Here is a 21481-nt window from a genome sequence, read left to right on the forward strand (position 1 = left end):
GCTGGGATATTTTCTGGTGGGACGAGCGGTGCCGGGGCGGACGGGAGAGGGACATGGACGGGCGGGCGAGGGTCGCCGGGGCGCTGCTGTTCTGTCCGGCGGACCGGCCGGAGCGGTTCGGCAAGGCCGTCGCGGCGGCCGACCTGGTGATCCTTGACCTGGAGGACGGCGTGGCCGCGCAGAACCGGGCGCGGGCGCGGGAGGCGCTGGTCAGGGCCGCCCCCGACCTCGACCCGGACCGCACGGTCGTGCGGGTCAACCCGGCGACCAGCGCGGATTTCGCCGCCGATCTCGCCGCGCTGGACCGCACCGGCCTGCGGCTGGTCATGCTCGCCAAGACCGAGTCCGCCGACCAGCCCGCCCGGCTCGGGCCCGCCCGCGACGTGATCGCCCTGTGCGAGACCCCCGCCGGTGTGCTCGCCGCCCCGGCGATCGCCGCCGCCGCGAACGTGGTCGCGCTGATGTGGGGTGCGGAGGACCTGCTCGCCGCGATCGGCGGCCGGTCCAGCCGGCATCCGGACGGCCGTTACCGTGATGTTGCCCGGCATGCGGCATCATCCGTCCTGCTGGCCGCCGCCGCCCGTGGGCGGGCCGCCATCGACGCCGTCTACCTGGACATTCCCGACCTTGACGGCCTTGCGGCCGAGGCCCGCGACGCGGCGGCGACTGGATACGCGGCCAAGGCGTGCATTCATCCCAGCCAGGTGGCGGTGGTGCGGGAAGCGTTCCGGCCGGGCGAGACGGAGCTCGCCTGGGCCGACCGTGTCCTGCGAGCGGCCGAACAGGCCGGTGGCGGTGTGTTCGCCTTCGAGGGCCAGATGGTCGATGCCCCCGTCCTGCGGCACGCCGAGCACCTGCTGCGCGCCGCGGGCCTCGACCCGGAATCCGACCTCGGGCGGCTGCCACCTCTGAAGCAGGCCGCGCGGCCACGCGAGGGCTGAGTAACGACGGTGTTCGGCCTCGCGGGCGAGGATGGTGGACGGGATGGCTGCCGACGACGATGCTGAGCCGCGGATCGGGGCGCCCGCCAACTGGGCGGCGGGGGTGCCCGGGGTCGGGCACGCCCTGGCGCAGTCGTGGCGGCGGATGGGTGCCGTACGGTCGGTGCGGACGTTGCGGCTGGTCAACCAGGACCACGGGTTCGACTGTCCGGGCTGCGCCTGGCCGGAGCCGCCGCCCGGAGAACGCTCGGCGTTCGAATTCTGCGAGAACGGTGCGAAGGCGGTGGCCGAGGAGGCGACCCGGGCGCGAGTGACCAGGGAGTTCTTCGCCGCGCACAGCCTCGCCGACCTCGCCGGGCGCAGCGGGCACTGGCTGGGCAGCCAGGGGCGGCTCGTCGAACCGATGTACCGCCCGCCGGACGCCGACCACTACGTCCCGATCAGCTGGGACGACGCGTTCGCCGTCATCGCCGGTGAACTCGCCGCGCTCGAGCATCCGGACGAGGCTGCCTTCTACACCTCCGGACGGACGAGTAACGAGGCCGCATTCGTCTACCAGCTGTTCGCCCGCGTTCTCGGCACGAACAACCTGCCGGACTGCTCGAACATGTGCCATGAATCGTCCGGTACGGCGCTGACCTCGACCATCGGCATCGGCAAGGGTTCGGTGACGCTCGCCGACCTCGAGGCCGCGGACCTGGTGCTCGTCGTCGGGCAGAATCCGGGGACGAACCATCCGCGGATGCTCAGCTCGCTGGAGCGGGTCAAGCGCGGCGGCGGGCAGATCGTCGCCGTCAACCCGCTGCCGGAGGCGGCGCTGCTGCGTTTCCGCAACCCGCAGAATGCCCGTGGCATCGTCGGGCGTGGCACGGCGCTCGCCGACCAGTTCCTGCAGATCCGCCTCGGCGGAGATCTCGCGTTGTTCCAGGCGCTGGGCCGCCGGCTGCTCGCCGCCGAGGACGCCGCCCCCGGCACCGTGCTCGACCACGACTTCATCGCGCGGCACACCACCGGCTTCGACGACTACGTCCGCCATCTACGCGGCGCCCGGCCTGGCGGCGCCCCGTCTGGTGGTGCCCCGTCCGGTAGCGCTCCGTCTGGCAGTGCTCCGTCTGGTGGTGCGCTGTCCGACGACGAGATCGCCGCCGCGACGGGCCTGTCGGCCGCCGAGATCGACGAGCTCGCCGGGCGGCTGCTCGCCGCCGACCGGGTCGTCGTCTGCTGGGCGATGGGCCTCACCCAGCATGCCGGTGCGGTCGCGACCATCCAGGAACTCGTCAACGTCCTGCTGCTACGCGGCAACATCGGGCGTCCCGGCGCCGGGGTGTGCCCGGTGCGGGGACACTCGAACGTCCAGGGTGACCGGACGATGGGCATCTGGGAGCGTCCTACGACGGCGTTCCTGGACGCGCTCGGCGCCGAGTTCGGCTTCGCGCCACCCCGGCGGCACGGGCTGGACGTTGTCGGCACGATCCGGGCGATGCGTGACGGCCGGTTGCGGGTGTTCGTCGGGATGGGCGGAAACTTCGTGGCCGCGACCCCGGACTCGGCCGTCACCGAGGCGGCGATGCGGGGCTGCCGGCTGACCGTCCAGGTCTCCACCACCCTCAACCGCTCGCACGCGGTGACCGGTCGGGCTGCGTTGATCCTGCCGGCACTCGGGCGCACCGAGGTCGATGTCCAGGCCGGCGGTCCGCAGCAGGTCAGCGTCGAGGACTCGATGGGCATGGTGCACGCCTCTCGCGGCCGGCTCGCCCCGGCCGGTCCTGACCTGCGCTCCGAGGTCGCCATCGTCTGCGGCATCGCCCAGGCCACGCTTGCCGCCACGTCCGAACAGGCAGGGACGGCGGACCTGGCGCGAACGGGGACTGCGGAGGCGGGGACAGCGCAGGCGGGGACAGCGAGGGCAGCGAGTGTCGGCGGCGGCGTGCGGCCGGCGGATGCGAAGGTCGACTGGGCGCAGTTCGCCGCGGACTATGCGCGGATCCGCGAGCGCATCTCCCGGGTCGTGCCGGGCTTCGAGGACTTCGAATATCGTCTCGCCGAATCCGGCGGCTTCGCACTGCCGCATCCCCCGCGGGACAGCCGGACCTTCCCGACGCCGAGCGGCCGGGCCGCGTTCACCGTGAACACGGCCGAACCGCTCCTGGTACCGCCCGGCCACCTGCTGCTGCAGACCATCCGATCCCATGATCAGTACAACACGACGGTCTATGGGCTTGACGACCGCTACCGCGGCGTGCGCGGCGGACGGCGGGTCGTCCTCGTCCATCCGGACGATCTCGCGACCCTCGGGGTCGCGGACGGCTCACATGTGAATCTGGTCAGTGTCTGGACGGACGGGTCGACGCGTCGGGCGGAGAACTTCCGCGCCGTGGCCTATCCGACCGCACCCGGCTGCGCCGCCGCCTACTTCCCCGAGACGAACGTCCTGGTGCCGCTGGACGCGACGGCGAAACGCAGCAACACCCCGGCGTCCAAGTCCCTGGTCGTCCGTCTGGAACCCACCGGCCTCGAGCGCCCGGTGCCGGACGGGCCGGACGGGCCGGACGGGCCGGACGGGCCGACGGGAGGAGCCGGATGGGACGCGCCAGCGCCCGGCGGACGGTGACCCGGGTCCGGGCGGGGGTGGCGACGGCAGTGCGGCCGGACACCGTGGCCGGTGAGGAACCGTTGGAGATCCGCGTTGATGGTCGGCCGCTCGCGGTGACGATGCGCACGCCCGGCGACGACATGGACCTCGCCCTCGGCTTCCTGCTCGGTGAGGGCCTGATCGCCGGCGGCGCCGACGTCGCCGCGATGCGCTACTGCGTCTCCCGCACCGGGCCCGGCGGAGACGGGGCGCTCGACGAGGACGGTCGGCCCACGTACAACGTCCTGGACGTGACACTCGCCCCGGGTGTGCCCGCGCCGGACGTCGGCGCCGCCCGCACCTTCTACACGACCAGCTCCTGCGGGCTGTGCGGCAAGGCGAGCATCGACGCGGTGCGGTTGCGGGGCCGGTACACCATCGCCGACGATCCGCTGCGGGTCGCACCACAGGTCGTCACCGCGCTGCCCGAGGCGCTGCGGGCGGCGCAGCGGCTGTTCGCCGCCACCGGCGGCCTGCACGCGGCGGGCCTGGCCGGGCCGGACGGTGTGCCGTGGGCGGTGCGGGAGGACGTCGGGCGGCACAACGCCGTCGACAAGGCCATCGGCGCGGCCGCCCGCGCGGGCCGGATCCCGCTGTCGGGGCAGATCCTGGTGGTCAGCGGGCGGGCATCGTTCGAACTGGTGCAGAAGGCGCTGCTCGCCGGCGTGCCGATGCTCGCCGCGGTGTCCGCGCCGTCCACCCTGGCCGTCGACCTGGCCGAGGAGTCCGGCATGACGTTGGCCGGATTTGTCCGCGGCGACACGATGAACCTCTACGCCGGTGCCCACCGCGTCACCTGCACCTGACGACCTGGCTTGGCCTGGCTTGGCCTGGGCTCGCGGACCGTGGGTGCGGGGGGGATTTCCCGTGCCGGAGCGCGGGAACGACAGGCAGATGACGTCCCGTCGGGCACCGTCTCGTCGGGCGTGCGGCCAGGGGACATCTCACCCGAAGGGAGTGACTGGTGACGGTCACCCACGAGGTCGAGCACACGTTCGCCGTCGACGAGACGTTCCGCGTTCCCGCCTTCGACACGGTCGACGGCGTCGCGTCCGTCGGCGAGCAGGCCCAGGTGGAGCTGGACGCGGTCTACTACGACACCGACGATCTGCGGCTGGCACGCAACCAGCTGACCCTGCGTCGCGGGGAGGGCGGCAGCGACGCCGGCTGGCACCTGAACCTGTCCACCGCCGACGGCGCCCGCGAGGAGATCGGCCGCCCCCTGGACGCCGCCGACTCGGGCGGCCCCGGTCCGAGGGTTCCGGACGACCTCGCGGATCTGGTCGCGGTCTGGGTGCGGGGGGCGTCGCTGCGGCCCGTGGTGCGGGTGAGCATCGTGCGGCGGACCCGCCGTCTGCGCGACGCGGCCGGGCATGATCTGCTGAAGGTCGCCGACGACCATGTCCAGGCGCGCACGATGGGGCGGCCGCCGACGGGCAGCCGGCGGATCGTCGTCTCGCGCTGGCGGGAGATCGACGTCGAGGCGCTCGACCCGGCGGGGCATGATCTGCTGGTCACCGCCGACCACATCCTGCGCGATGCCGGTGCCCGGGTGGCGGTGGGCGCGTCCACGCTGCGCCGCGCCCTCGCCGTGGACGTCGGCCCGCCCGACCTGCCCGTCGCCGCCGCCCTGTCCGGCCCCGCCGCCCCGTCCAGCCCCGTCGCCGGTCCCGCCCGTCGCGCCCAGGGTGAGCTGAGCGCCGGCCAGGTCGTCCACGCCTACCTGGCCCGCAACACCGCGGCGCTGCTCGCCGCCGACCCGGCGGTGCGGCTCGGCGCGTCGGAATCCGTGCACGACCTGCGGGTGGCGGTCCGCCGGCTGCGCAGCACCGTGCGGACCTTCCGCCCGCTGTTCGAACGGGACCGCGCGACGCGGATCGAACGCGGTCTGCGGGAGATCGGCGAGATGCTCGGTCGCCCTCGCGATGCCGAGGTGCAGCTTGCCGGCCTGCGGGACGCGCTCGACGCCCAGCCCGGAGAGCTCGTTCTCGGCCCGGTGGCCGCCCGGATTCAGGAGACCCTGCTCGGCGAGATGATGCGGGCACGCGAGGAGGCGCTCGTGTTTCTGCGCGGCGAGCGCTATCTCGTGTTCATCGACGAGTTGCTCGCCTTCGTCTCCGATGTCGGCGCCAGCGCCGTCGGTGGCAGTGCTGTCGGTGTCGGTGTCGGTGGCGGTGACGTTGGCGGTGCCGGTGCCGGTGCCGGTGACTGGCATGGTCGCTCGGAGCGCGGCGCCGGGATGACCGGCCTCGCCGGAGCGCCGGCCTGCCGCGTGCTGCCGAAGCTGGTCCGCCGGGCCGATCGGCGGCTGACCCGTCGCGTCCGCGCGGCCCGCTCGGCGGCACCCGGCCCCGGCCGAGACGTTGCCTACCACCGCGCCCGCAAGGCCGCGAAGCGGCTGCGCTACGCCAGCGAAGTGATGGTGCCCCTGGCCGGCAAGGCCGCGCAGCGGCTCGCGAGCCGGGCCCGCCGCGTCCAGGAGCAGCTCGGCGCGCACCAGGACAGCGTCGTCGCCCTCGGGCGCCTGCGGGTCCTCGCGGTGGCGGCGCATCGTGCCGGCGAGTCCTCCTTCACCTACGGTCTGCTGGCCGAGCAGGAACGCAACCGTGCCGCCGCACTGCGTCGTGACTTCGCGCGGAGGTGGGCGAAGGCGTCTCGTCCCGGAATCCGCCGCTGGCTGAGCTCCTGAGACGATCGGTGGTCCGCAGGTCTGAACCGGCTGGTCCGCACCCCGGCGGCCGGTTGGGGCCGGACCGTGCGGCGGCCACGGAGCCCGCCGTCCCGAGTCCGGATGTCCTGTGTTCTGGCGACGTTCGACGCATGGTGTGGGCCGCGCCACGGATGTCCACTGGGTTACGGGCGTGCGACGGTCGTGTGCGGTCGACGCTGACGGAGCGCAGCGGCAAGGTTGGAGGACGCGGTGACGCGAGCTCTGGTGGTCTACGGGATACGCGGCGGGGGAGCGGAGGAACTGGCCCGGACGATGGGCGCGGCCCTGATCGGACGCGGGGTGGCCGTCGATGTGCACCCGTCCCGGCAGGTGATCGGGTTCGACGGGTACGACGCGGTGATCGTCGCCGGCGCGGTGCGGGCCGGACGCTGGTCGGGCGACGTCCGCCGGCTGGTCCGGCGCCGCCGGGACGTCCTGGACGGAATGCCCGTGTGGCTGGTGGCCGCGGAGGCCGGCATCAACCCCCGCCAGGCCGCCATCCGCACCCCGTCCGCCCAGCTGGCCGACCTGGCCGCGCTGGTCCGCGCCCGCGCCGCCCTGAGCCTGGCGCTCACGCCGGCCCCGGCTTCGGCGTCCGCGCAGGTCCTCGACCCGGGTCCTGCGCAGACCCTGGACTCGGGTCCTGCGCAGGACCCGGGCTCGGGGGAGCCGTGGGCGGGACTCGTCGAGGCGATCGTCGCTCTCGGCGCTGCCACCCCGGCGCGGACCCTTTACGCCGTTCCCGGCCGGTGCTCGGATGCGGCCCAGCGCCGACCGGCCGGATCACCTCGCACCCGCCGGTCAGCCGCAGCCAGGCAGGGCAGCCACCTGCGGCTGGTCACCGCCGATGCTGATGGTTGCGCCCACCGGCCGCCGGCGCCGAGCGGACCCTCCCCTGACGGCACCACCCGCGTGACCGGATAGTTGCCTGCGGCTCGTCAAGTCCCTGTTCGGCGGTCCCGCCGCCCGGGGCGGGCCGCGTTCCGCCCCGCATCGCGAGGGATCACCGGAGCGTCGCGGCCGGTTCCGCCATTGCCATCGCCATTGTCACCGCCATTGCCATCGCCATTGCCGGCGCTCGTGGCCGAGGTGCGCTGTTCGTGGTACTCCTGCTCGACGTTGACCGTCCAGACGTCATGACCGCATCCGTCGAGAATATTCTCGACGGTCAGCATCGCGGTCAGCATCGAATGATCGGCGTTGTTGTATCGGTGCATTCCGTTGCGGCCGACCGGGTGCACGTTCGGGGCGTTCTCGGCCAGCCATTCACGGATCACGGTCACATTGTTCTGGTAGTACTGGTCGTACGTCGGATAGGCCTTGGGGATGCGTACGACGTAGCCGCTCTCGACGGCGCCCGGGCGCACGAGTCCAAGCTCTTCGAGCTCCCCGGTCGCCAGCGCGATCAGATCGTCGTCCGAGCGGGTCCACATGCCATCCCCCTCGAAGACGAAGAACTCCAGGCCGAGACAGGTGCGTCCATCCTTGACCAGGAATGGTGACCAGGACCCGTAGTTCTGGATCCGCCCCACCCTCACCTCCGGGTCATGGATGTAGATCCAGTTGTCCGGGAAGCTGAAGGCACTCGGAACGACGAGGGCGACGGTGAGGTAGTCCCGGTAGCGCAGGTCGCGCGCGGCGGCCAGGACCGGCTCCGGCGGCGGCGGGTCCATGCAGGCGACCAGGGTGGCCAGCGGCGTCGAGGAGATCACATGGTCGGCCGGCAGGCGGTATGGTGCGCCCGAGGAAGGTGTGACCGTCACCGCGACCGCCCGGCCGGTGCTGTTCGTGTCGCCGTCGTCGGCGTCTCCGCCGGTGCGGTGGATGGCGGTGACCGCGGCATTCAGGGTGAGCGTGCCGCCGTCCTTCCCCACCCTGCGGGCAGCCTCCTCCCACATCATTCCCGGGCCCAGCCGCGGATAGTGGAACTCCTCGATGAGGCTCGTGATGTCCGTGCGCCGACCACCGGGCCGTAGGGCGTCCACGATCGCGGCGCCAAGCGAGAGATTCTTCACCCGTTGGGCGGCCCAGTCCACCGGCATGTCGCTGACCGGAATGCCCCAGACTTTTTCCGTGTAGGTCTTGAAAAACGTGCGATACAGTCGCCAACCGAACCGGGACACCAGCCAGGATTCGTAGTCGGCGTCCGGGTCCCGTGGTGGCCGCAGCCGTGCCCGCAGGTAGGACCCCACCGCGAGGGCGGCCTCACGCAGGCCCAGGTTGCGCAGCGCGTTCATCGGGCGCAGCGGATAGTCGTACAGCTTTCCGCAATAGAAGATGCGACTCATCCTGGGGCGGAGCAGGAAGTCGTCCGGACCGAGAAGATCGTGCCAGAGGCTTTCGACCCGGGGCACCTTGGTGAAGAAGCGGTGGCCGCCGATGTCGAATCGCCAGCCGTCCCGCTCCACCGTGCGGCTGATCCCACCGACGACGTCGTCGGCCTCCAGCACCGTGACCGGAGCGTCTCGCCGGGTGAGCTCGAGCGCGGCCGTCAGCCCGGCCGGACCCGCGCCGATGACCACGGTCCGTGGGGTCACCCCGACTTCTCCGCCGCCGGGGCTGGAATCCGGGCTTGGCCGCGGGGTGGCGGGTCGAGCTGGATCTGGGCCTGGCATGGGCATCTCCTGTCGCGACAGTCATGGACATCAGCGTCCAGTAATCTAGACGATGATGTCCAACACTAGGCTTGGGGGCATGTCCAGACCGGTGGATGGGGCGTCCCGGGGCGCCCCTCGTGGGCTGCCGGCGAAGCGGCAGGCGATCATCGAGGCGGCGCTGCGGCTGTTCGCCCGGCAGGGCTTCGCATCGACGACGCTGGAGGACATCGCCCGCGAGGCGCCCACCTCCCGGCAGACGGTCTACAGCCACTTCGGTGACAAGGAGTCCCTTTTCCAGGCGGTCATCGACACGCACCTGTCGGCGACCCTCGACCGGCTGCACGCGGCCGCCACGGACTTTCCGCGCCCGGCTGGTCCGGGCCTCGCGGGTGGGCATGGTGAGCCTGAGCCTGACCCCGTCGCCCACCTCGACACCCTCGCCCAGCGGCTGGCCGCGATCGCCCGTGATCCACGCAGCGTGCTGCTGCGTCAGCTCCTGCAGGCCGAGGGGTCGCGCCGGCCCGAGCTGTTCGAGCTGTGGCGGACCCGGGTCGCCCGTCCGGTCTTCGCGGAGGTCGCCGCCCACCTCGGCATGCTCATTGGGGCGGGCGTGCTACGGATCGACGACCCGTTGCGCGCCGCCGGTCAGTTCATCGCCCTGGTCTGGGGGACGGCGTGGCAGATGAGTGCACTCGGGGACGTCGCCGGTGCGGTCGGCAGCGCGGCGGGTGCGGCTGAGCTCGACGCCGCGCGGGAATCAGCGGTTCGGCTGTTCGTCCGCGGCTACAGCTGACGATCTCGGCGCGCATACGGTCGGGCCACCCGGCTCACCGCCAGCCGAAGCGGGAGAAGGGCTCGGCCTGCCGGTGAAGACGGATGATCTCCCGCGTGTACGGCAGGGTACGGCCGGGCAGCGTGGGGAGCGGTGCTCAGCTCGTACCTGCACCGATCCCCTCTCGCTCCCGCCGGTCGGGTGGACGTGCCGCGTGTCGGCCATCCGGTGCCGGGGCCCTGCTTCAGGGTCCTGCGTCAGGGTGGGTCCCGCGTCAGCATTCGAACGGACGCTACCCCTGTTGTCCCCGTCTCGGGCGGCGGTGGGACAACGAGAGCCGAAGGCATGTAAGCATTGTCACGCCCACACCGTCGCTGGTGACGCGTCGTTGTCGGGTGGGTGGGATTCGGCGGTGTCCGGGATTCGGGCCGGCGGACATGATGTGTGGCTCGTGACTCCGCAGTGAACGGTCAAAAAACTTCTGCCCAGATCCGCGTAGTGACTTTGGCAGCCGATCCGTATGGGCGCCGTTGGCGGGCTTTCTGCCGGATGTCCTCGATCGGGCAGAGAAAACGCGTTTGGTAGCGTTCGGTCCCGCGGGAACCGGGCGATGTAATCGCCTGGTCCGATCGGTCGAGACCGGCCCTCGACGCCTCGGCGCATCGCCCGCCCCACCCGTTCTGCCCACCTGACAGTGCAGGGGGACCTGTGTTCTCTGGACCTGGTGTGCCTACGCGGCAGCCCCTGTCCCGCAAGCGGAAGTTGGCTCTTGTGCGAGACGTGCGCAGCCGGCGACGTGCGCCGCGTCAGTGTGAACTCTCGCGTCGAGAATGTGCTCTCGATCACCTTACGGTTTTTTTGTGCCGCTCTATAGGACTGCCGGGCATAATCCGGCCGACCGGATTCGGGTCGGGTCGGCGTGCACCGGTCGTGGCCGTCATGTCGGTTGTCGCGGTGCTCTCGGCATCGTCGGTGCTGACCGGCTGCTCGTCGACGGATTCGGCCTCCTCGGCCTCGGTGTGCGGTTCACCAGGCGTCGATGACCACCAGATCAACCTTGGCGTGATCTCTCCCGTGTCGGGGCCGGCATCGGGAATGTTCGATGCCGTCCGGGCCGGGGTCGATGCCCGGCTGGGCGCGGCGAACGCCGTCGGCGGCGTCCACGGCCGCAAGATCGTCTACCGCTGGCGTGATGACCAGGGGGCGCCGCAGAGCAACGTCGCCGCGGCCCGTGACCTCGTGGAACAGCAACGCGCCTTCGGCCTCATCGAACTGTCGGTGGCTGCCTCCGGGAGCACCGACTACCTCACCCATCAGGGTATTCCGGTCACCGGCACCGCGTACGGGCAGGACCGGACGAATGTTGTCACCGCCGACACCCAGGGCCGGTTCGTCCACGAACAGGGCGGGCGGCGGGCGGTGATCCTGCAGCCAGCGCTCTCACCGGCCGTGGCGAACAGCGCCGCGTCGTACGCCCGCAGCCTGACCGCCGCCGGAGTGCGGATGCTCGACACGATCACCTACACGGCCGGCGTCGACGACCCGGCCGTCATCGGTCACCGCATCGCCGCCAGCGGCGCGGACACGGTCGTCGGCGTTCTCGCGCCCAAGGACCTCATCACGGTGGTCGACGCCATACGCGGCGGTGGATACTCGCTGAAGGTCGTCCTGTCCGCCACCGGCTACGACCACGAACTGTTGCGTACGTTCGGTTCCCGGATGGCCGGAATCAGCGTCCCCGTGTTCTACCGGCCGTTCGAACTCGGCGGCCGTGGCGTCCAGGCCTACGTGGACGCGATGCGCCGCTATGCGCCGCAGATCACCGAGCCGCAACAGGACACCGCGGTCGCCGCCTACATCAGCACCGATCTGTTCCTGCGCGGTCTGCAGCTCGCCGGCGCCTGCCCGACCCGGGGCGGGTTCGTGGCCGCGCTGAGCACGGTGAACAGTTATGACGCCGACGGTCTGATCAGCCCGATGAGCCTGCGTGCCGCGGCCGGCCAGGTGACGACCTGCTACTCGTTCGTCCAGGCGAATCCCGCCGGCGACGGGTTCGTCGTCGTGGAACCGAACCTGTGCGGACAGAACCTGGCCTGACCTTCGTCCGCTGTGCCCAGGTCGGGACCGTGGAGGCACCTATCCCACGAAGGGGCGCTCCCGGGATAGCGGCAGACCGTCCTCCGGGCCGACGCCGGCCTATCCGGGGGCCGGTCAGGCGGTGGTGCGCCGATGGCGGGCCAGCATCCCGTCACGCATCGCCGCGAGGAACCCCGCGGCGACCGCCTGATTGGTGAACACATCCCGGTAGGGCAGGGGGAGGAGCGCGTTTCCCAGGTAGGTGGCACGAACCGTGCGGGTGAGCAGCGTCGTACGGGCTTGCGGCGTGACCGCGTCGGGTCCGGCCTCGGCCTCGGCCGCCAGGTCCGCGGCGTGCCCCGTCGGATCGGGGGCATGGCCGCTCGGACCGTCGCCGTCGCCGTCGCCGTAGGTGTAGGTGTAGGTGTAGGTGTACGTGTAGGTCACCGTGACGTGAATTCGGCCGTCCACCGGGTCGGTGCTGGCCGGTGGGTTGGCGGAGATCTGCCAGGCGACGCCGGGATCGTCCCGGGTGACGGTCCACCGCACTGTGGTGGTCGCGTCCGGGCCGAGCCGCAGCACGTCCGCGAAGGTCTGCCCCAGCGTGGCGGGGCGGTCGGTGCGCTCGCCCTCGATCCGCTCGGTCACCGCGGATGCGGCGGCCCAGTGATCCGGCGTGGCCATGAAGGCGTGGACGTCCCTGCCGGGAAGGGGAACGGCGACACTGACCTCAAGGGTCGTCTCGAGCACCGGATACCTCGTTTCCTGGCCGGTGGCCGGGTGCCATGCGTCGTTCCTCGTTCCCACGAACGTACGATCCTGGGAACGAGGTCGCGGGCAATATTGGCGCATACAGCAGACGGGACGGATCCATCGTGCCGGAAGATGTCGTCCGTCCGCTCGTCGTTCCGCACGATCCCTATGGTCTGATTCTGCTTTGTGATGGCCCTGTACGGCCTCGGCGCCGATAATATTCTCAGCTGATGGCGCAGCTTTTTGCGGGCTGGCGGATCCTGATGATGCCCGGATTACCGGCGCTGTCTCGACCTGTCCTGCGGATCTGTTTTCCTGAGCATCCCCCTGTTCTCCAGACGTTGCCCCGGTCCGTCCGGAGAGCGGCGTTCTGGCCGGCGAGGAGGTCAGATGGACCACGCGCTGCACCATCTTCTCGAACCGAGCATGGAACATGACGTCGAGCTGACCGTGACCGCCGGTGCCTGGCCCGAGAAAATATCGGGGCGTGCCCTGTTCATCGGGCCGGCACAGCCGACCGCGGTGGACTTCATGTTCGCCGGGCCCGGCATTCTCAGCCAGGTCGACCTGGCCAGCCGGCACTGGCTCACCACCCGGGTGGTCACCCCCGATCTGGCGATTTTCGCGGGGCTCAGCCAGATACTGCCACCGGCGGACCTGGCCCCACTGCTGGCCACCTCCCGCCCGGCGATGACCAACGTCGCGCCGCATTCCTTCGGCGACCGCCTCCTGCTGACCGGGCTGGCCCAGCGGCCGGTCGAGGTCGATCCGGCGACCTTCGCGTTCCACTCCTACCTCGGCGGAGTCGCCGAGTATCCGCAGGTCGTCGAGCATCCGCTGTGGCCGGGGGTGCGCACCGCCGCCCATCCGGTGGAGGACCTCGACGAGGGCTGCCTGTGGTGGTGCAACACGAACCTGCAACCCCGCGGCACGTCCCGCACGGACGTGGAGGGACCGTTGTGGGTCGTCCGCTGGGACGGCCAGGGCGACATCGACACCTGGTATGTCCCGGGCGCGCACCTGGTGCAGGGGGTGCACGAGGTGACGGTCACCGAGGATTATGTGATCTTCACCGAGATAGGTTTCCAGCCGGAGCCGGGCAGCGTCGCCGGCCGCAACCGTACCCGGCCGCACCACCCGTTCACCGATATCTACCTGGTCGCCAAGCGTGATCTGACGGCGGCGCGGCGGGGACGGGCCGTTCCGGTCACCCACGCGCGGGTGCCGCGCGAGTCGCTCCATCATTTCGCCGACTATCGGCAGGACGGCGACAACGTCACCCTGTACCTGGCGCATTCCAACGGTTGGGACCTGAACTACTCGCTGCGGGATTCCGACCGGGTGTGGGGAACCGGTGAACCGGTGGCGAAGGGACTGCGCGGATTTGTGTCCGCGCCGGTCGACGCGTCACCGGTGGGCCGCTATGTCATCGACGGTCGGACGGGCGAAGTCCGCGACAGCCGGCAGTTCCTCGACTCCGACCGGCACTGGGCGACACTGCTCTACGCCCGGGACATGCGCCCCGCGGGTCTGGAGACCGGGCGTCACCTGTGGCAGGCGTACTGGGGATGCGACCCGGACATGCTCGTCACCCGGGTGGTGGATCTCTACCGGGACCATCCCCATCGGGAGGTGCCGATCGCGCGCCTGCCCACCCGCGAGATACCCTCCTCGCTGGTCCACCTGGATCTCGAGACGATGACGGAGAAATCCGCCTGGCCGTTTCCGTCCGGTACCGCCGGCGAGTCGCCGGTGTTCGTTCCTGACACCGACGGCGGACCCGGCTGGGTGGCGATCGTCGTGCACCATCCCGATCGCACCGAACTGCAGCTCTTTGACGCGCATTCCCTCGGGGCGGGCCCGGTCGCAGTGGCGACGGCGCCGGGTCTCAGACTGTCGATCCAGTTCCACTCCCTCCACCTGCCCGCGCCACGCCCACTCGGCTCGCGGGTGGGTACGTCAGCGTCGGGCCTGGCCCCGGCGTCGCCTGTCCCTGTCCCGGCGCCGGTAGCGGCCGGACCGGCCCCGAAGTCGGCAGTGACCGGACCGGCCTACCGGCGTTCCTACGCAGACGATCTCGGTAATGCCTGGCAGGATCTCCCCACCGCGGTGGGCGAGGTCGTGCGCGCCGTTCTCGAACGGCATTCCTGACCGCACCTCCGGCACTGTTCGACGTTCGATGCTCGACGTTGCCAGGACCGTTTGGATCACGGGAGGGCGCTATGTATGACGTCATTGTTGTCGGGGCGCGCTGCGCCGGGGCACCGGTGGCCATGCTGCTGGCACGGCACGGATACCGGACCCTGGTCGTCGACCGGGCCGCGTTTCCCAGCGACACGGTGTCCACGCATCTGATCCACCAGGCGGGTCTCGCTCGCCTGCATGCCTGGGGACTGCTCGACCGGCTGCGGGAGACCGGTGTTCCGCCGGTGCGGCACATGGGTTTCTCCAACGGTGATCTCGGCGTCGAGGGATTCGCCGATCCGATCGAGGGGATCACTGAGGTGTACTGCCCTCGGCGGACCGTGCTTGACGCACTGCTGGTCGACGCGGCGCGGGAGGCCGGTGCCGAGGTCCTCGAGCGCTGTGCCGTCGAGGATGTTCTGTTCAGCTCGGACGGCCGTGCGTGCGGGATCCGAGCCAGAACTGCCGACGGTGCCGAGCATGATTTCCGCGCGCGGTTTGTCGTGGGCGCCGACGGTGCGAATTCCACGGTGGCCGCAAAGGTCGGCGCCGAAGCGTACGGCACCGTACCGGCGACTGGCTTCGTCTACTATTCCTATTTCTCCGGCCTTGACTGGGACTTTCAGAATCGGACGCGCGACGAACGGCAGTTCGCCTCCTGTCCCACCCACGACGGTCTGACCATGCTGGTCGTCATGCGGAAACGGGACGCGTACCGGGAGTTCCGCGCCGACGCCACGGTCGGATTCCAGGCCGTGATCGACCATGTGCGGCCCGAACTCGGCGCCGATCTGCGCGCCCGCGGCCGTCGGGAGGAGCCGTTCCGCGCCGTGCGTTACCCGGACAACTTCTATCGCCGCTCGCACGGCCCCGGCTGGGCACTTGTCGGCGACGCCGGCTACCACAAGGACCCGCTGACCGCCCGAGGCATCACGGATGCCTTTGTGTATGGCGAGATCCTCGCCGACCAGCTGCATCGGGGGCTGTCGGGCGCCGGGCCGATCGACGAGGCCGTCGCCGACTATGCCCGCGAGCGTGACCGCGACAGCGCCGGCAGCTTCGCCCTGACCGTCGCCCTGTCCGACCTGACCCTGCCACCGTTGCTCGCCGCCGTCGTGACCGCGCTCAGCCAGAGCCCCCGGCACCTGCGGAGGTTCTTCACGATGGTCGGCGGCGGTTGTTCCAGCGAGGAGTTCTTCGACCCGGGCAACCTCGCGGAGCTCTACGATGCCGCCGGCACGCCCCCGGCCGCGCGACTCCTGCCGGCCGGCGCCGGAGTGTCCTGAGCGGCGTCGCCGCCGTCCCTCGCCAGGCCACCGCCGCGGCTCCCGGTGTGCATCGCCGATGTTCGCCTCCCCACTGATTGCCGGTGGCGAGGCTCGTCTCAGAACAAGGTGGGAGGCGACGCTGGCAGGGGAGAGGGCAATGATGCAAGATCGAGATACGGTACGCGGGATCGGACGTCGTCGTGGAACTGGCGGGCGAGCCGCGGGGCGTCCGCGTTGTCCGGTGTGTGGATGAAGACGGTGGGGGAGCGGCCCTCGCGCAGCCATTCGGCGCAGAGGTCCGCCCAGCGCTGCCAGCCTTCGGCCGTGCGCGCGGCGTCGTCACGGCCCAGGTAGCGGATGATCGGGCGGTCGGTCAGCGCCCGAGCGCGCAGTGGCATGCGCGGCTTCTTCGCCCAGGCGTCGCGTTCGGCGTCGCTGGTCGGCGGGCTGGCGAAGAACGCGGTGGTGTCGAACGGGATCCATTCCGCGCCCATGGTCAGCAACATGCGTTCCAGGGCGAGCGCGGCGTCCGGGTCGGTAAAGAACGCCGGGTGACGGACCTCGACGGCGTACCGGTAGGTCCGTGGCAGCCTGCGTAGGAAGGCCGCCAGCGCCGGTACGTCCACGGGTGTGAACGCGGGCGGAAACTGCAGCCAGATCGCCTCGAGCCGCGGACCCAGCGGTTCGGCCGCGCCCAGGAACGCCCGCAGTGGAACACCCACGTCGGTCAGGCGCTGATCATGAGTGATCAGCTTTGGGAGTTTGAGAACGAAGCGGAAGTCCTCGTCGGTCTGCCGCGCCCAGGAGCGGGCAGTGTCCGGACTCGGGATCGCGTAGAACGTGGTGTTGCCCTCGACCGCCGTGCACCAGCTCGCATAGTGCCGCAGCCGAACGGCGGCGGGCAGGGCGGGCGGGAAGTACCGGCCGTTCCACGACGAGTGCGTCCACATCGCGCAGCCGACGTGCAGGCGCATGGGGCGCGACGGCCTCCGGCTCGGGCGGTGTCGGGACGTGGTTGACGCTACCGCACCGCGGTCCGCGGCCGGAGCGGCGTGGCAGGAAGCTGTCAGGACTTTGGACAAGCCGTCATAAGGGTAGAATTTCGCCTTTTTGCTAGATATATCCTTTTTGTTCCACCCGTAGCGGTGAGAATGACGTGATTGGTCCGGATTCGACAGGGATGACGCGCCCATAGTCCACTGAGGCGGCCGATCCGGCCGCCGGAGCCGGGGCAGGTCAGGAGCGGTGCGGCGCCTGGCCACCACGGCCAGATCACAGGCTCGCCTCAGGGAGGCCCATCGCATGAGGATGCGCGCACTGTCAGCGTTGCCCGCAGCACTGTTGTTCCTGGCCTCCCTCGCGGCCTGCAGCGGCGGCCCGGCCTCGACGACCGCGGCCTGTGACACCCCCGGAGTCACGGCGGACGAGGTCAAGGCCGGATTCATCTATCCGTATACCGGGCCACTCTCGGCCACTTTTATCGCGGCCCGCGCCGGACTGGCGGCGAGAATCGGCGTGGCGAACGCGGCGGGGGGTGTGAACGGCCGGAAGATCACCTATGACTGGGCGGATGACAGGGGTCAGCCGGACACCAACCTGGTGGTCGCGCGGAATCTGGTGGAGAACAAGAAGGACTTCGCCGTCATCGAGGTGACCCCCGTGTCGAGCGGTGGGGCCCAGTATCTCTCCGACCAGAAGGTCCCCGTGCTCGGCATGGCCGTGGAGCCGGTGTGGTCGAAGTACCGGAACATGTTCACCTACTTCCATTACCTGACGGCCGTCAGTTCCTCGACCTCGGTCACCACCTTCGGGAAATACGTTCAGGAGCATGGTGGCACCCGCGTCCTTTTCGTCACCGACGCGGCCGGTCTCAAGGTTTCTGACGTCATCGCCAATCAGATCAGGACGAGTCTCGCGTCGACTGGAATGACGGTCACGATCGGAGTCGCGGACCAGACGCCGACCGATGGCCAGATCCGGGAGATCGCCCGCCAGCTGAAGGCGAACAACCTGGATGTCCTGGCGAGCACCCTGACGACGGACGCGTTCGCCCGGATCGTCGCCGGCGTGCGGTCGCAGGGGCTGGCACCGAAGGTCATTCTCAGTGGCGGTCAGAAGATCGGTGCGCAGCTGCTGCAGAAATACGGCTCCCTGATCGCGGGCCTCACGACCTACTCGTCCGCGCCCGTCGACCCGAAAGACCCGGCCATCGCCGCCTACAAGCAGGCGCTGGCCCGCTACGCCCCCGAACTGCAGGACCTCGATGATCCCATCGCGGAGATCGGATACGTCGCCGGGGACATGCTCGTCCGCGGCCTGCAGGCGGCCGGACCGTGTCCGACCAGGGAGAGCTTCATCAACGGCCTGCGCGCGGTCAAGGGCTACGACGCCGGGGGCATCATCCCGACCGTCAACTTCGAGGCGGACTTCGGCAAGCCGGACGTGTGCTATCCCTTCGTCGCGGTCAACGCTGAGGGCACCGGGCTGACGACGATTGACCCCAACTACTGCGGCGAGCGGATCGAGAACTAATCCGCGTCGACGAACTGGCGGGCCTGGATGGTGAACAGGTCGTAGTAGATGCCGAGGCGGGCCATGAGGTCGAGATGGGTGCCCTCCTCGACGACGACGCCCTCGTCGAGGACGTAGATGCGGTCGGCACCCCGGACGCTGGCGAGACGGTGGGTGATCAGCAGGACGATGCGGTCGCGGCCAAGCTCCCCGATGAGATCGAACAGCGCCTGCTCGGCCCGCGCGTCCAGGGCGGCGGACGGTTCGTCGGCGATCAGGAAAGGGGCGTCCCGGTAGACGGCGCGCGCACAGGCGATGCGCTGCCACTGGCCACCGGACAGGTCATGACCGGAGTTGTACTGGCGGGCGAGCGAGGTGTCGTAGCCATGCGGTAGGCGGTCGACGACCTCGTCCGCGCCGGTGGCGACGGCGGCCGGCACGACGCTGTCGGGGCCGTCGGCGGCCAGGCGGTCGACCCGGCCGACGGCGATGTTCATCCGGGCGGACATCGGCCAGCGGGTGTACGACTGGGGAATCAGGCCGACCCGGTCGCGGACGCTGTCCGGGTCGACACCGGCGAGGTCGACCTCGTCCCACCGCACGGTGCCGGAGTCGGGAACGTACAGGCCGGCGAGGATCTTCGCCAGCGTCGACTTGCCGCTGCCGTTCATCCCGACGAAGGCGACCACCTGCCCACGGCGTAGTTCCACCGAGACCCCGCGCAGAGCGACGGTGTCCGTGTGCGGGTAGGTGTACGTGGCGTTCTCGACTCGGATAACGTCCGGGTCCGTCGGCGCCTTTGTCGAACGCGGTGCGGGAATTCGCTGGGCCGCCTCCTCAGTCCATGATCGGTATTCCGCGAAGTAGAGGAAGTTCTCGTACGCTTCGGTGAGGCTCGACAGCGCGGTCTCCAGGGCGCCGCGCCCGGTGCGGATCGCGAGGACGGCGGTGCCGGCGGCTGCCAACGGCATCACCCCGTGGTCGAGGAGCAGCACGAGCGTGGCGTAGGTGGCGCCGAGAGCAAGGCCCGCCACGCTCTCGCCGATCAGACGGTAACGGGCCTGGCCGCGGCCGACGCGCAGTTGCTCGTCCTCGAGGTCGCGGGCGAGCCGGGTGTACTCGTCGAGCAGGAACGCACCCAGGCCGAACGAGCGGATCTCGGCGGCACATTCCCGTTCGCTCATGTGGTGCGCCAACATGTACTGACGCCGGACCTGGCGGATGCGGCTGAGCCAGGAGGTATACCGTAGCCGGGCCGAGCGGGCCGTCGCCCAGCCGTCCGGCACGATGGACAGCACCAGCAGCGGCACCAGCACCGGGTGCAGCACCCCGAGCACACTTCCGGCGGCGATCATCCGGACCGCGGCGGTGAACACGTCCATGGCGTTGTCCACAAGCTGGCGCCCGCCGGCCGCACCGCGCTCGGCGGCTTCCAGGTCGTCGACGAAGCGCGGGTCGTCGAAGGCCATCACCGACGTCCGGGTGGCCAGCTGGAGCAGCCGCACCGTGCAGACCCGATCGATGCGTGGCCCGAACCGGCTGCGCAGCAGGTTCTCGACCAGCGACAGTCCGGTGCGCGTCGTCCCGGCGCCGACGACGAGCACCAGCGCCGGCAACGCCGCGTGCAGTCGCTGCGGCGTCGGCCCTTCGGCCAGCAGCCCGGTGAGTGCCCCGGCTACTGCCAGCAGCCCCGCAGCCTCCAGCAGGCCCGACAGCACCCGTACGGCAACCAGTGCGATGAGTCCGGTTCGGTCGGCCTCCCAGGCCAGCGACCAGGACAGACGCAGCAGCCCCGGAAGCTGGCGGGCCATGGTGCGCACACCTGTGCGTTCCATCGTGCGCATGTGCTTCGTCCACGCTCCGGTGGCATCACCGTCCTCGCGGCCGTACGTGAGAACCGGATCATTCATGCCCGACGGGGGTGGATGCGCGGCGGCAGCGGGAGCGTCGCGTTGGGCTGGTATGGCCTCTACGGGGCCCGGTCGGTCGTCCATCCGCCCAGGGTGCGGGCCGCGACCGCCTCCAACATCGGATTAATCGGGGATTGGTGGTCTACGCTGCCTGGTCGCCCGCACGATCCGTACCTCGCCAGCACCCGCCGGCGGCAGGCCGATGTGGTTGTTTCGGATGCTCACCATCACGTTTCACGTGCGGCCACCGGGGTGCTCGAAGCGGCGGATGCGCCGGGAGCGTGCAGGCTCGCGAGCAGGGAGAGCCGCTCGGCGCTGGTCGAGCCCGGCTCGGCAATGAGCATGACCAGCCGCAGGCCCGGGTCGTCCGGCAGACGCAGCAGCTCCTCGGCCAGGCTCACCTCGCCGACCAGCGGGTGGCGGAACTCGCGCACCATCGCCCGGCAGTCCCGGACTCCGTGACGGGCCCAGGCCGAGGCGAACACCTGGCTTTTCACGCACAGCTCGCCGATCAGCGCGGTGAGCGCCTCGTCGTCGGGATGCTGCCCGGAGGCCAACCGCAGATAGCTGACCAGGTCATCCACCTTGCGCTGCCAGTGCACGTAGAGATCGCGGGTGTGGGCGTCGAGCAGAATGAGCCGGGCCATGTTCGGCCGGATGGCGCACTGCGCCGGCGCGGAGAACTCGAGATGCGGCGCGATCATCGCATGCCCGAGTCGATTCCAGGCGAGGATGTCGGTACGCCGGCCGAGCACCAGCGCCGGCACGTCGCGTACCGCCTCCAGCAGCGTCATGACACCCGGGCGTACCCGCTCCGGGCGAGCCGATCTGCGGGCCGCCCGGGTCGGCCGGGCGAGCGAGCGCATGTGCTGGTGCTCGTCGTCGCTGAGCAGCAGTACGCGAGCCAGGGCGTCGAGCACCGCGTCGGAGGCGTTGCGGCTCTGCCCCTGCTCGAGCCGGATGTAGTAGGTGACGCTGACTCCGGCAAGCTGCGCGAGCTCCTCCCGGCGCAGCCCGGGGACGCGTCGGCGATCCCCGGGCCGGCTCAGCCCCACGTCCGCCGGGGTGAGCCGGTCGCGGCGGGAACGGAGAAACTCGCCGAGTTCCGTCATGATGGCTCCGTCAAG

General features: G+C 70.7%; 15 protein-coding genes. 10 read left to right on the plus strand and 5 right to left on the minus strand.

What is annotated here, in order from left to right:
* Nucleotides 1-53: 53 nt before the first annotated feature.
* From MXD95_RS14760 to MXD95_RS14780, 5 genes are all read left to right on the plus strand, one after another.
* Nucleotides 54-941: an HpcH/HpaI aldolase/citrate lyase family protein gene (locus MXD95_RS14760; RefSeq protein WP_250641192.1), complete on the plus strand. Its 888-nt coding sequence runs from the start codon at nucleotides 54-56 to the stop codon at nucleotides 939-941.
* A gap of 43 nt (nucleotides 942-984) precedes the next feature.
* Nucleotides 985-3552: a molybdopterin-dependent oxidoreductase gene (locus MXD95_RS14765; RefSeq protein ID WP_250641193.1), complete on the plus strand. Its 2568-nt coding sequence runs from the start codon at nucleotides 985-987 to the stop codon at nucleotides 3550-3552.
* Nucleotides 3522-4379, plus strand: coding sequence for a formate dehydrogenase accessory sulfurtransferase FdhD (gene fdhD / locus MXD95_RS14770; protein WP_250641194.1), 858 nt, complete (start codon nucleotides 3522-3524; stop codon nucleotides 4377-4379). The genes MXD95_RS14765 and fdhD overlap by 31 nt, the downstream gene beginning before the upstream one ends.
* A 158-nt stretch (nucleotides 4380-4537) precedes the next feature.
* Nucleotides 4538-6262 carry a CYTH and CHAD domain-containing protein gene (locus MXD95_RS14775; protein WP_250641195.1) on the plus strand — a complete coding sequence of 575 codons (1725 nt, stop codon included), beginning with the start codon at nucleotides 4538-4540 and terminating at the stop codon, nucleotides 6260-6262.
* Between the two features lie 231 nt (nucleotides 6263-6493).
* The gene (locus MXD95_RS14780; protein ID WP_250641196.1) at nucleotides 6494-7207 is read left to right on the plus strand and encodes a flavodoxin domain-containing protein; all 714 of its coding nucleotides are present in this window, start codon (nucleotides 6494-6496) and stop codon (nucleotides 7205-7207) included.
* 14 nt (nucleotides 7208-7221) lie between these two features.
* Here MXD95_RS14780 and MXD95_RS14785 read toward each other — a convergent pair whose 3' ends face one another.
* Nucleotides 7222-8898, minus strand: coding sequence for an NAD(P)/FAD-dependent oxidoreductase (locus MXD95_RS14785; protein ID WP_374122032.1), 1677 nt, complete (start codon nucleotides 8896-8898; stop codon nucleotides 7222-7224).
* A 79-nt stretch (nucleotides 8899-8977) separates the two neighbouring features.
* On the opposite strand from MXD95_RS14785, the gene MXD95_RS14790 reads away from it, so the two are divergent.
* Together MXD95_RS14790 and MXD95_RS14795 are read left to right on the plus strand one after the other, a co-directional pair.
* Nucleotides 8978-9673 carry a TetR/AcrR family transcriptional regulator gene (locus tag MXD95_RS14790; RefSeq protein WP_250641198.1) on the plus strand — a complete coding sequence of 232 codons (696 nt, stop codon included), beginning with the start codon at nucleotides 8978-8980 and terminating at the stop codon, nucleotides 9671-9673.
* Between the two features lie 918 nt (nucleotides 9674-10591).
* Nucleotides 10592-11749: an ABC transporter substrate-binding protein gene (locus tag MXD95_RS14795; RefSeq protein WP_250641199.1), complete on the plus strand. Its 1158-nt coding sequence runs from the start codon at nucleotides 10592-10594 to the stop codon at nucleotides 11747-11749.
* A 114-nt stretch (nucleotides 11750-11863) separates the two neighbouring features.
* On the opposite strand, the gene MXD95_RS14800 is transcribed toward MXD95_RS14795, so the two are convergent.
* The gene (locus MXD95_RS14800) at nucleotides 11864-12478 is read right to left on the minus strand and encodes a hypothetical protein (protein ID WP_250641200.1); all 615 of its coding nucleotides are present in this window, start codon (nucleotides 12476-12478) and stop codon (nucleotides 11864-11866) included.
* A 393-nt stretch (nucleotides 12479-12871) separates the two neighbouring features.
* Between MXD95_RS14800 and MXD95_RS14805 the strand changes: the two genes are divergently transcribed.
* Nucleotides 12872-14632 (plus strand): carotenoid oxygenase family protein, encoded by a 1761-nt coding sequence (locus MXD95_RS14805; RefSeq protein ID WP_250641201.1) that lies wholly within the window; start codon nucleotides 12872-12874, stop codon nucleotides 14630-14632.
* 71 nt (nucleotides 14633-14703) lie between these two features.
* Nucleotides 14704-15951, plus strand: coding sequence for an NAD(P)/FAD-dependent oxidoreductase (locus MXD95_RS14810; RefSeq protein WP_250641202.1), 1248 nt, complete (start codon nucleotides 14704-14706; stop codon nucleotides 15949-15951).
* Between the two features lie 98 nt (nucleotides 15952-16049).
* Here MXD95_RS14810 and MXD95_RS14815 read toward each other — a convergent pair whose 3' ends face one another.
* Nucleotides 16050-16907: a DUF72 domain-containing protein gene (locus tag MXD95_RS14815; RefSeq protein ID WP_250641203.1), complete on the minus strand. Its 858-nt coding sequence runs from the start codon at nucleotides 16905-16907 to the stop codon at nucleotides 16050-16052.
* A gap of 334 nt (nucleotides 16908-17241) precedes the next feature.
* Here MXD95_RS14815 and MXD95_RS14820 point away from each other — a divergent pair, with 334 nt between their 5' ends.
* Complete coding sequence (locus tag MXD95_RS14820; protein WP_250641204.1) at nucleotides 17242-18465, plus strand: ABC transporter substrate-binding protein; 1224 nt, start codon at nucleotides 17242-17244, stop codon at nucleotides 18463-18465.
* Here MXD95_RS14820 and MXD95_RS14825 read toward each other — a convergent pair.
* Complete coding sequence (locus MXD95_RS14825) at nucleotides 18462-20354, minus strand: ABC transporter ATP-binding protein (RefSeq protein ID WP_250641205.1); 1893 nt, start codon at nucleotides 20352-20354, stop codon at nucleotides 18462-18464. The genes MXD95_RS14820 and MXD95_RS14825 overlap by 4 nt on opposite strands.
* A gap of 227 nt (nucleotides 20355-20581) precedes the next feature.
* Nucleotides 20582-21466 (minus strand): helix-turn-helix domain-containing protein, encoded by an 885-nt coding sequence (locus MXD95_RS14830; RefSeq protein WP_250641206.1) that lies wholly within the window; start codon nucleotides 21464-21466, stop codon nucleotides 20582-20584.
* Nucleotides 21467-21481: the final 15 nt, after the last annotated feature.

The sequence above is a fragment of the Frankia sp. AiPa1 genome (assembly GCF_023243075.1).
Taxonomy (GTDB): Bacteria; Actinomycetota; Actinomycetes; order Frankiales; family Frankiaceae; genus Frankia.

Bases quoted from the DNA above. Each gene is read 5' to 3' on its own strand.
- MXD95_RS14760 (WP_250641192.1), top strand. From the start codon at position 54: ATGGACGGGCGGGCGAGGGTCGCCGGGGCGCTGCTGTTCTGTCCGGCG.
- MXD95_RS14765 (WP_250641193.1), top strand. From the start codon at position 985: ATGGCTGCCGACGACGATGCTGAGCCGCGGATCGGGGCGCCCGCCAAC.
- fdhD (WP_250641194.1), top strand. From the start codon at position 3,522: ATGGGACGCGCCAGCGCCCGGCGGACGGTGACCCGGGTCCGGGCGGGG.
- MXD95_RS14785 (WP_374122032.1), bottom strand. From the start codon at position 8,898: ATGCCAGGCCCAGATCCAGCTCGACCCGCCACCCCGCGGCCAAGCCCG.
- MXD95_RS14790 (WP_250641198.1), top strand. From the start codon at position 8,978: ATGTCCAGACCGGTGGATGGGGCGTCCCGGGGCGCCCCTCGTGGGCTG.
- MXD95_RS14795 (WP_250641199.1), top strand. From the start codon at position 10,592: ATGTCGGTTGTCGCGGTGCTCTCGGCATCGTCGGTGCTGACCGGCTGC.
- MXD95_RS14805 (WP_250641201.1), top strand. From the start codon at position 12,872: ATGGACCACGCGCTGCACCATCTTCTCGAACCGAGCATGGAACATGAC.
- MXD95_RS14810 (WP_250641202.1), top strand. From the start codon at position 14,704: ATGTATGACGTCATTGTTGTCGGGGCGCGCTGCGCCGGGGCACCGGTG.
- MXD95_RS14815 (WP_250641203.1), bottom strand. From the start codon at position 16,907: ATGCGCCTGCACGTCGGCTGCGCGATGTGGACGCACTCGTCGTGGAAC.
- MXD95_RS14820 (WP_250641204.1), top strand. From the start codon at position 17,242: ATGCGCGCACTGTCAGCGTTGCCCGCAGCACTGTTGTTCCTGGCCTCC.
- MXD95_RS14825 (WP_250641205.1), bottom strand. From the start codon at position 20,354: ATGAATGATCCGGTTCTCACGTACGGCCGCGAGGACGGTGATGCCACC.
- MXD95_RS14830 (WP_250641206.1), bottom strand. From the start codon at position 21,466: ATGACGGAACTCGGCGAGTTTCTCCGTTCCCGCCGCGACCGGCTCACC.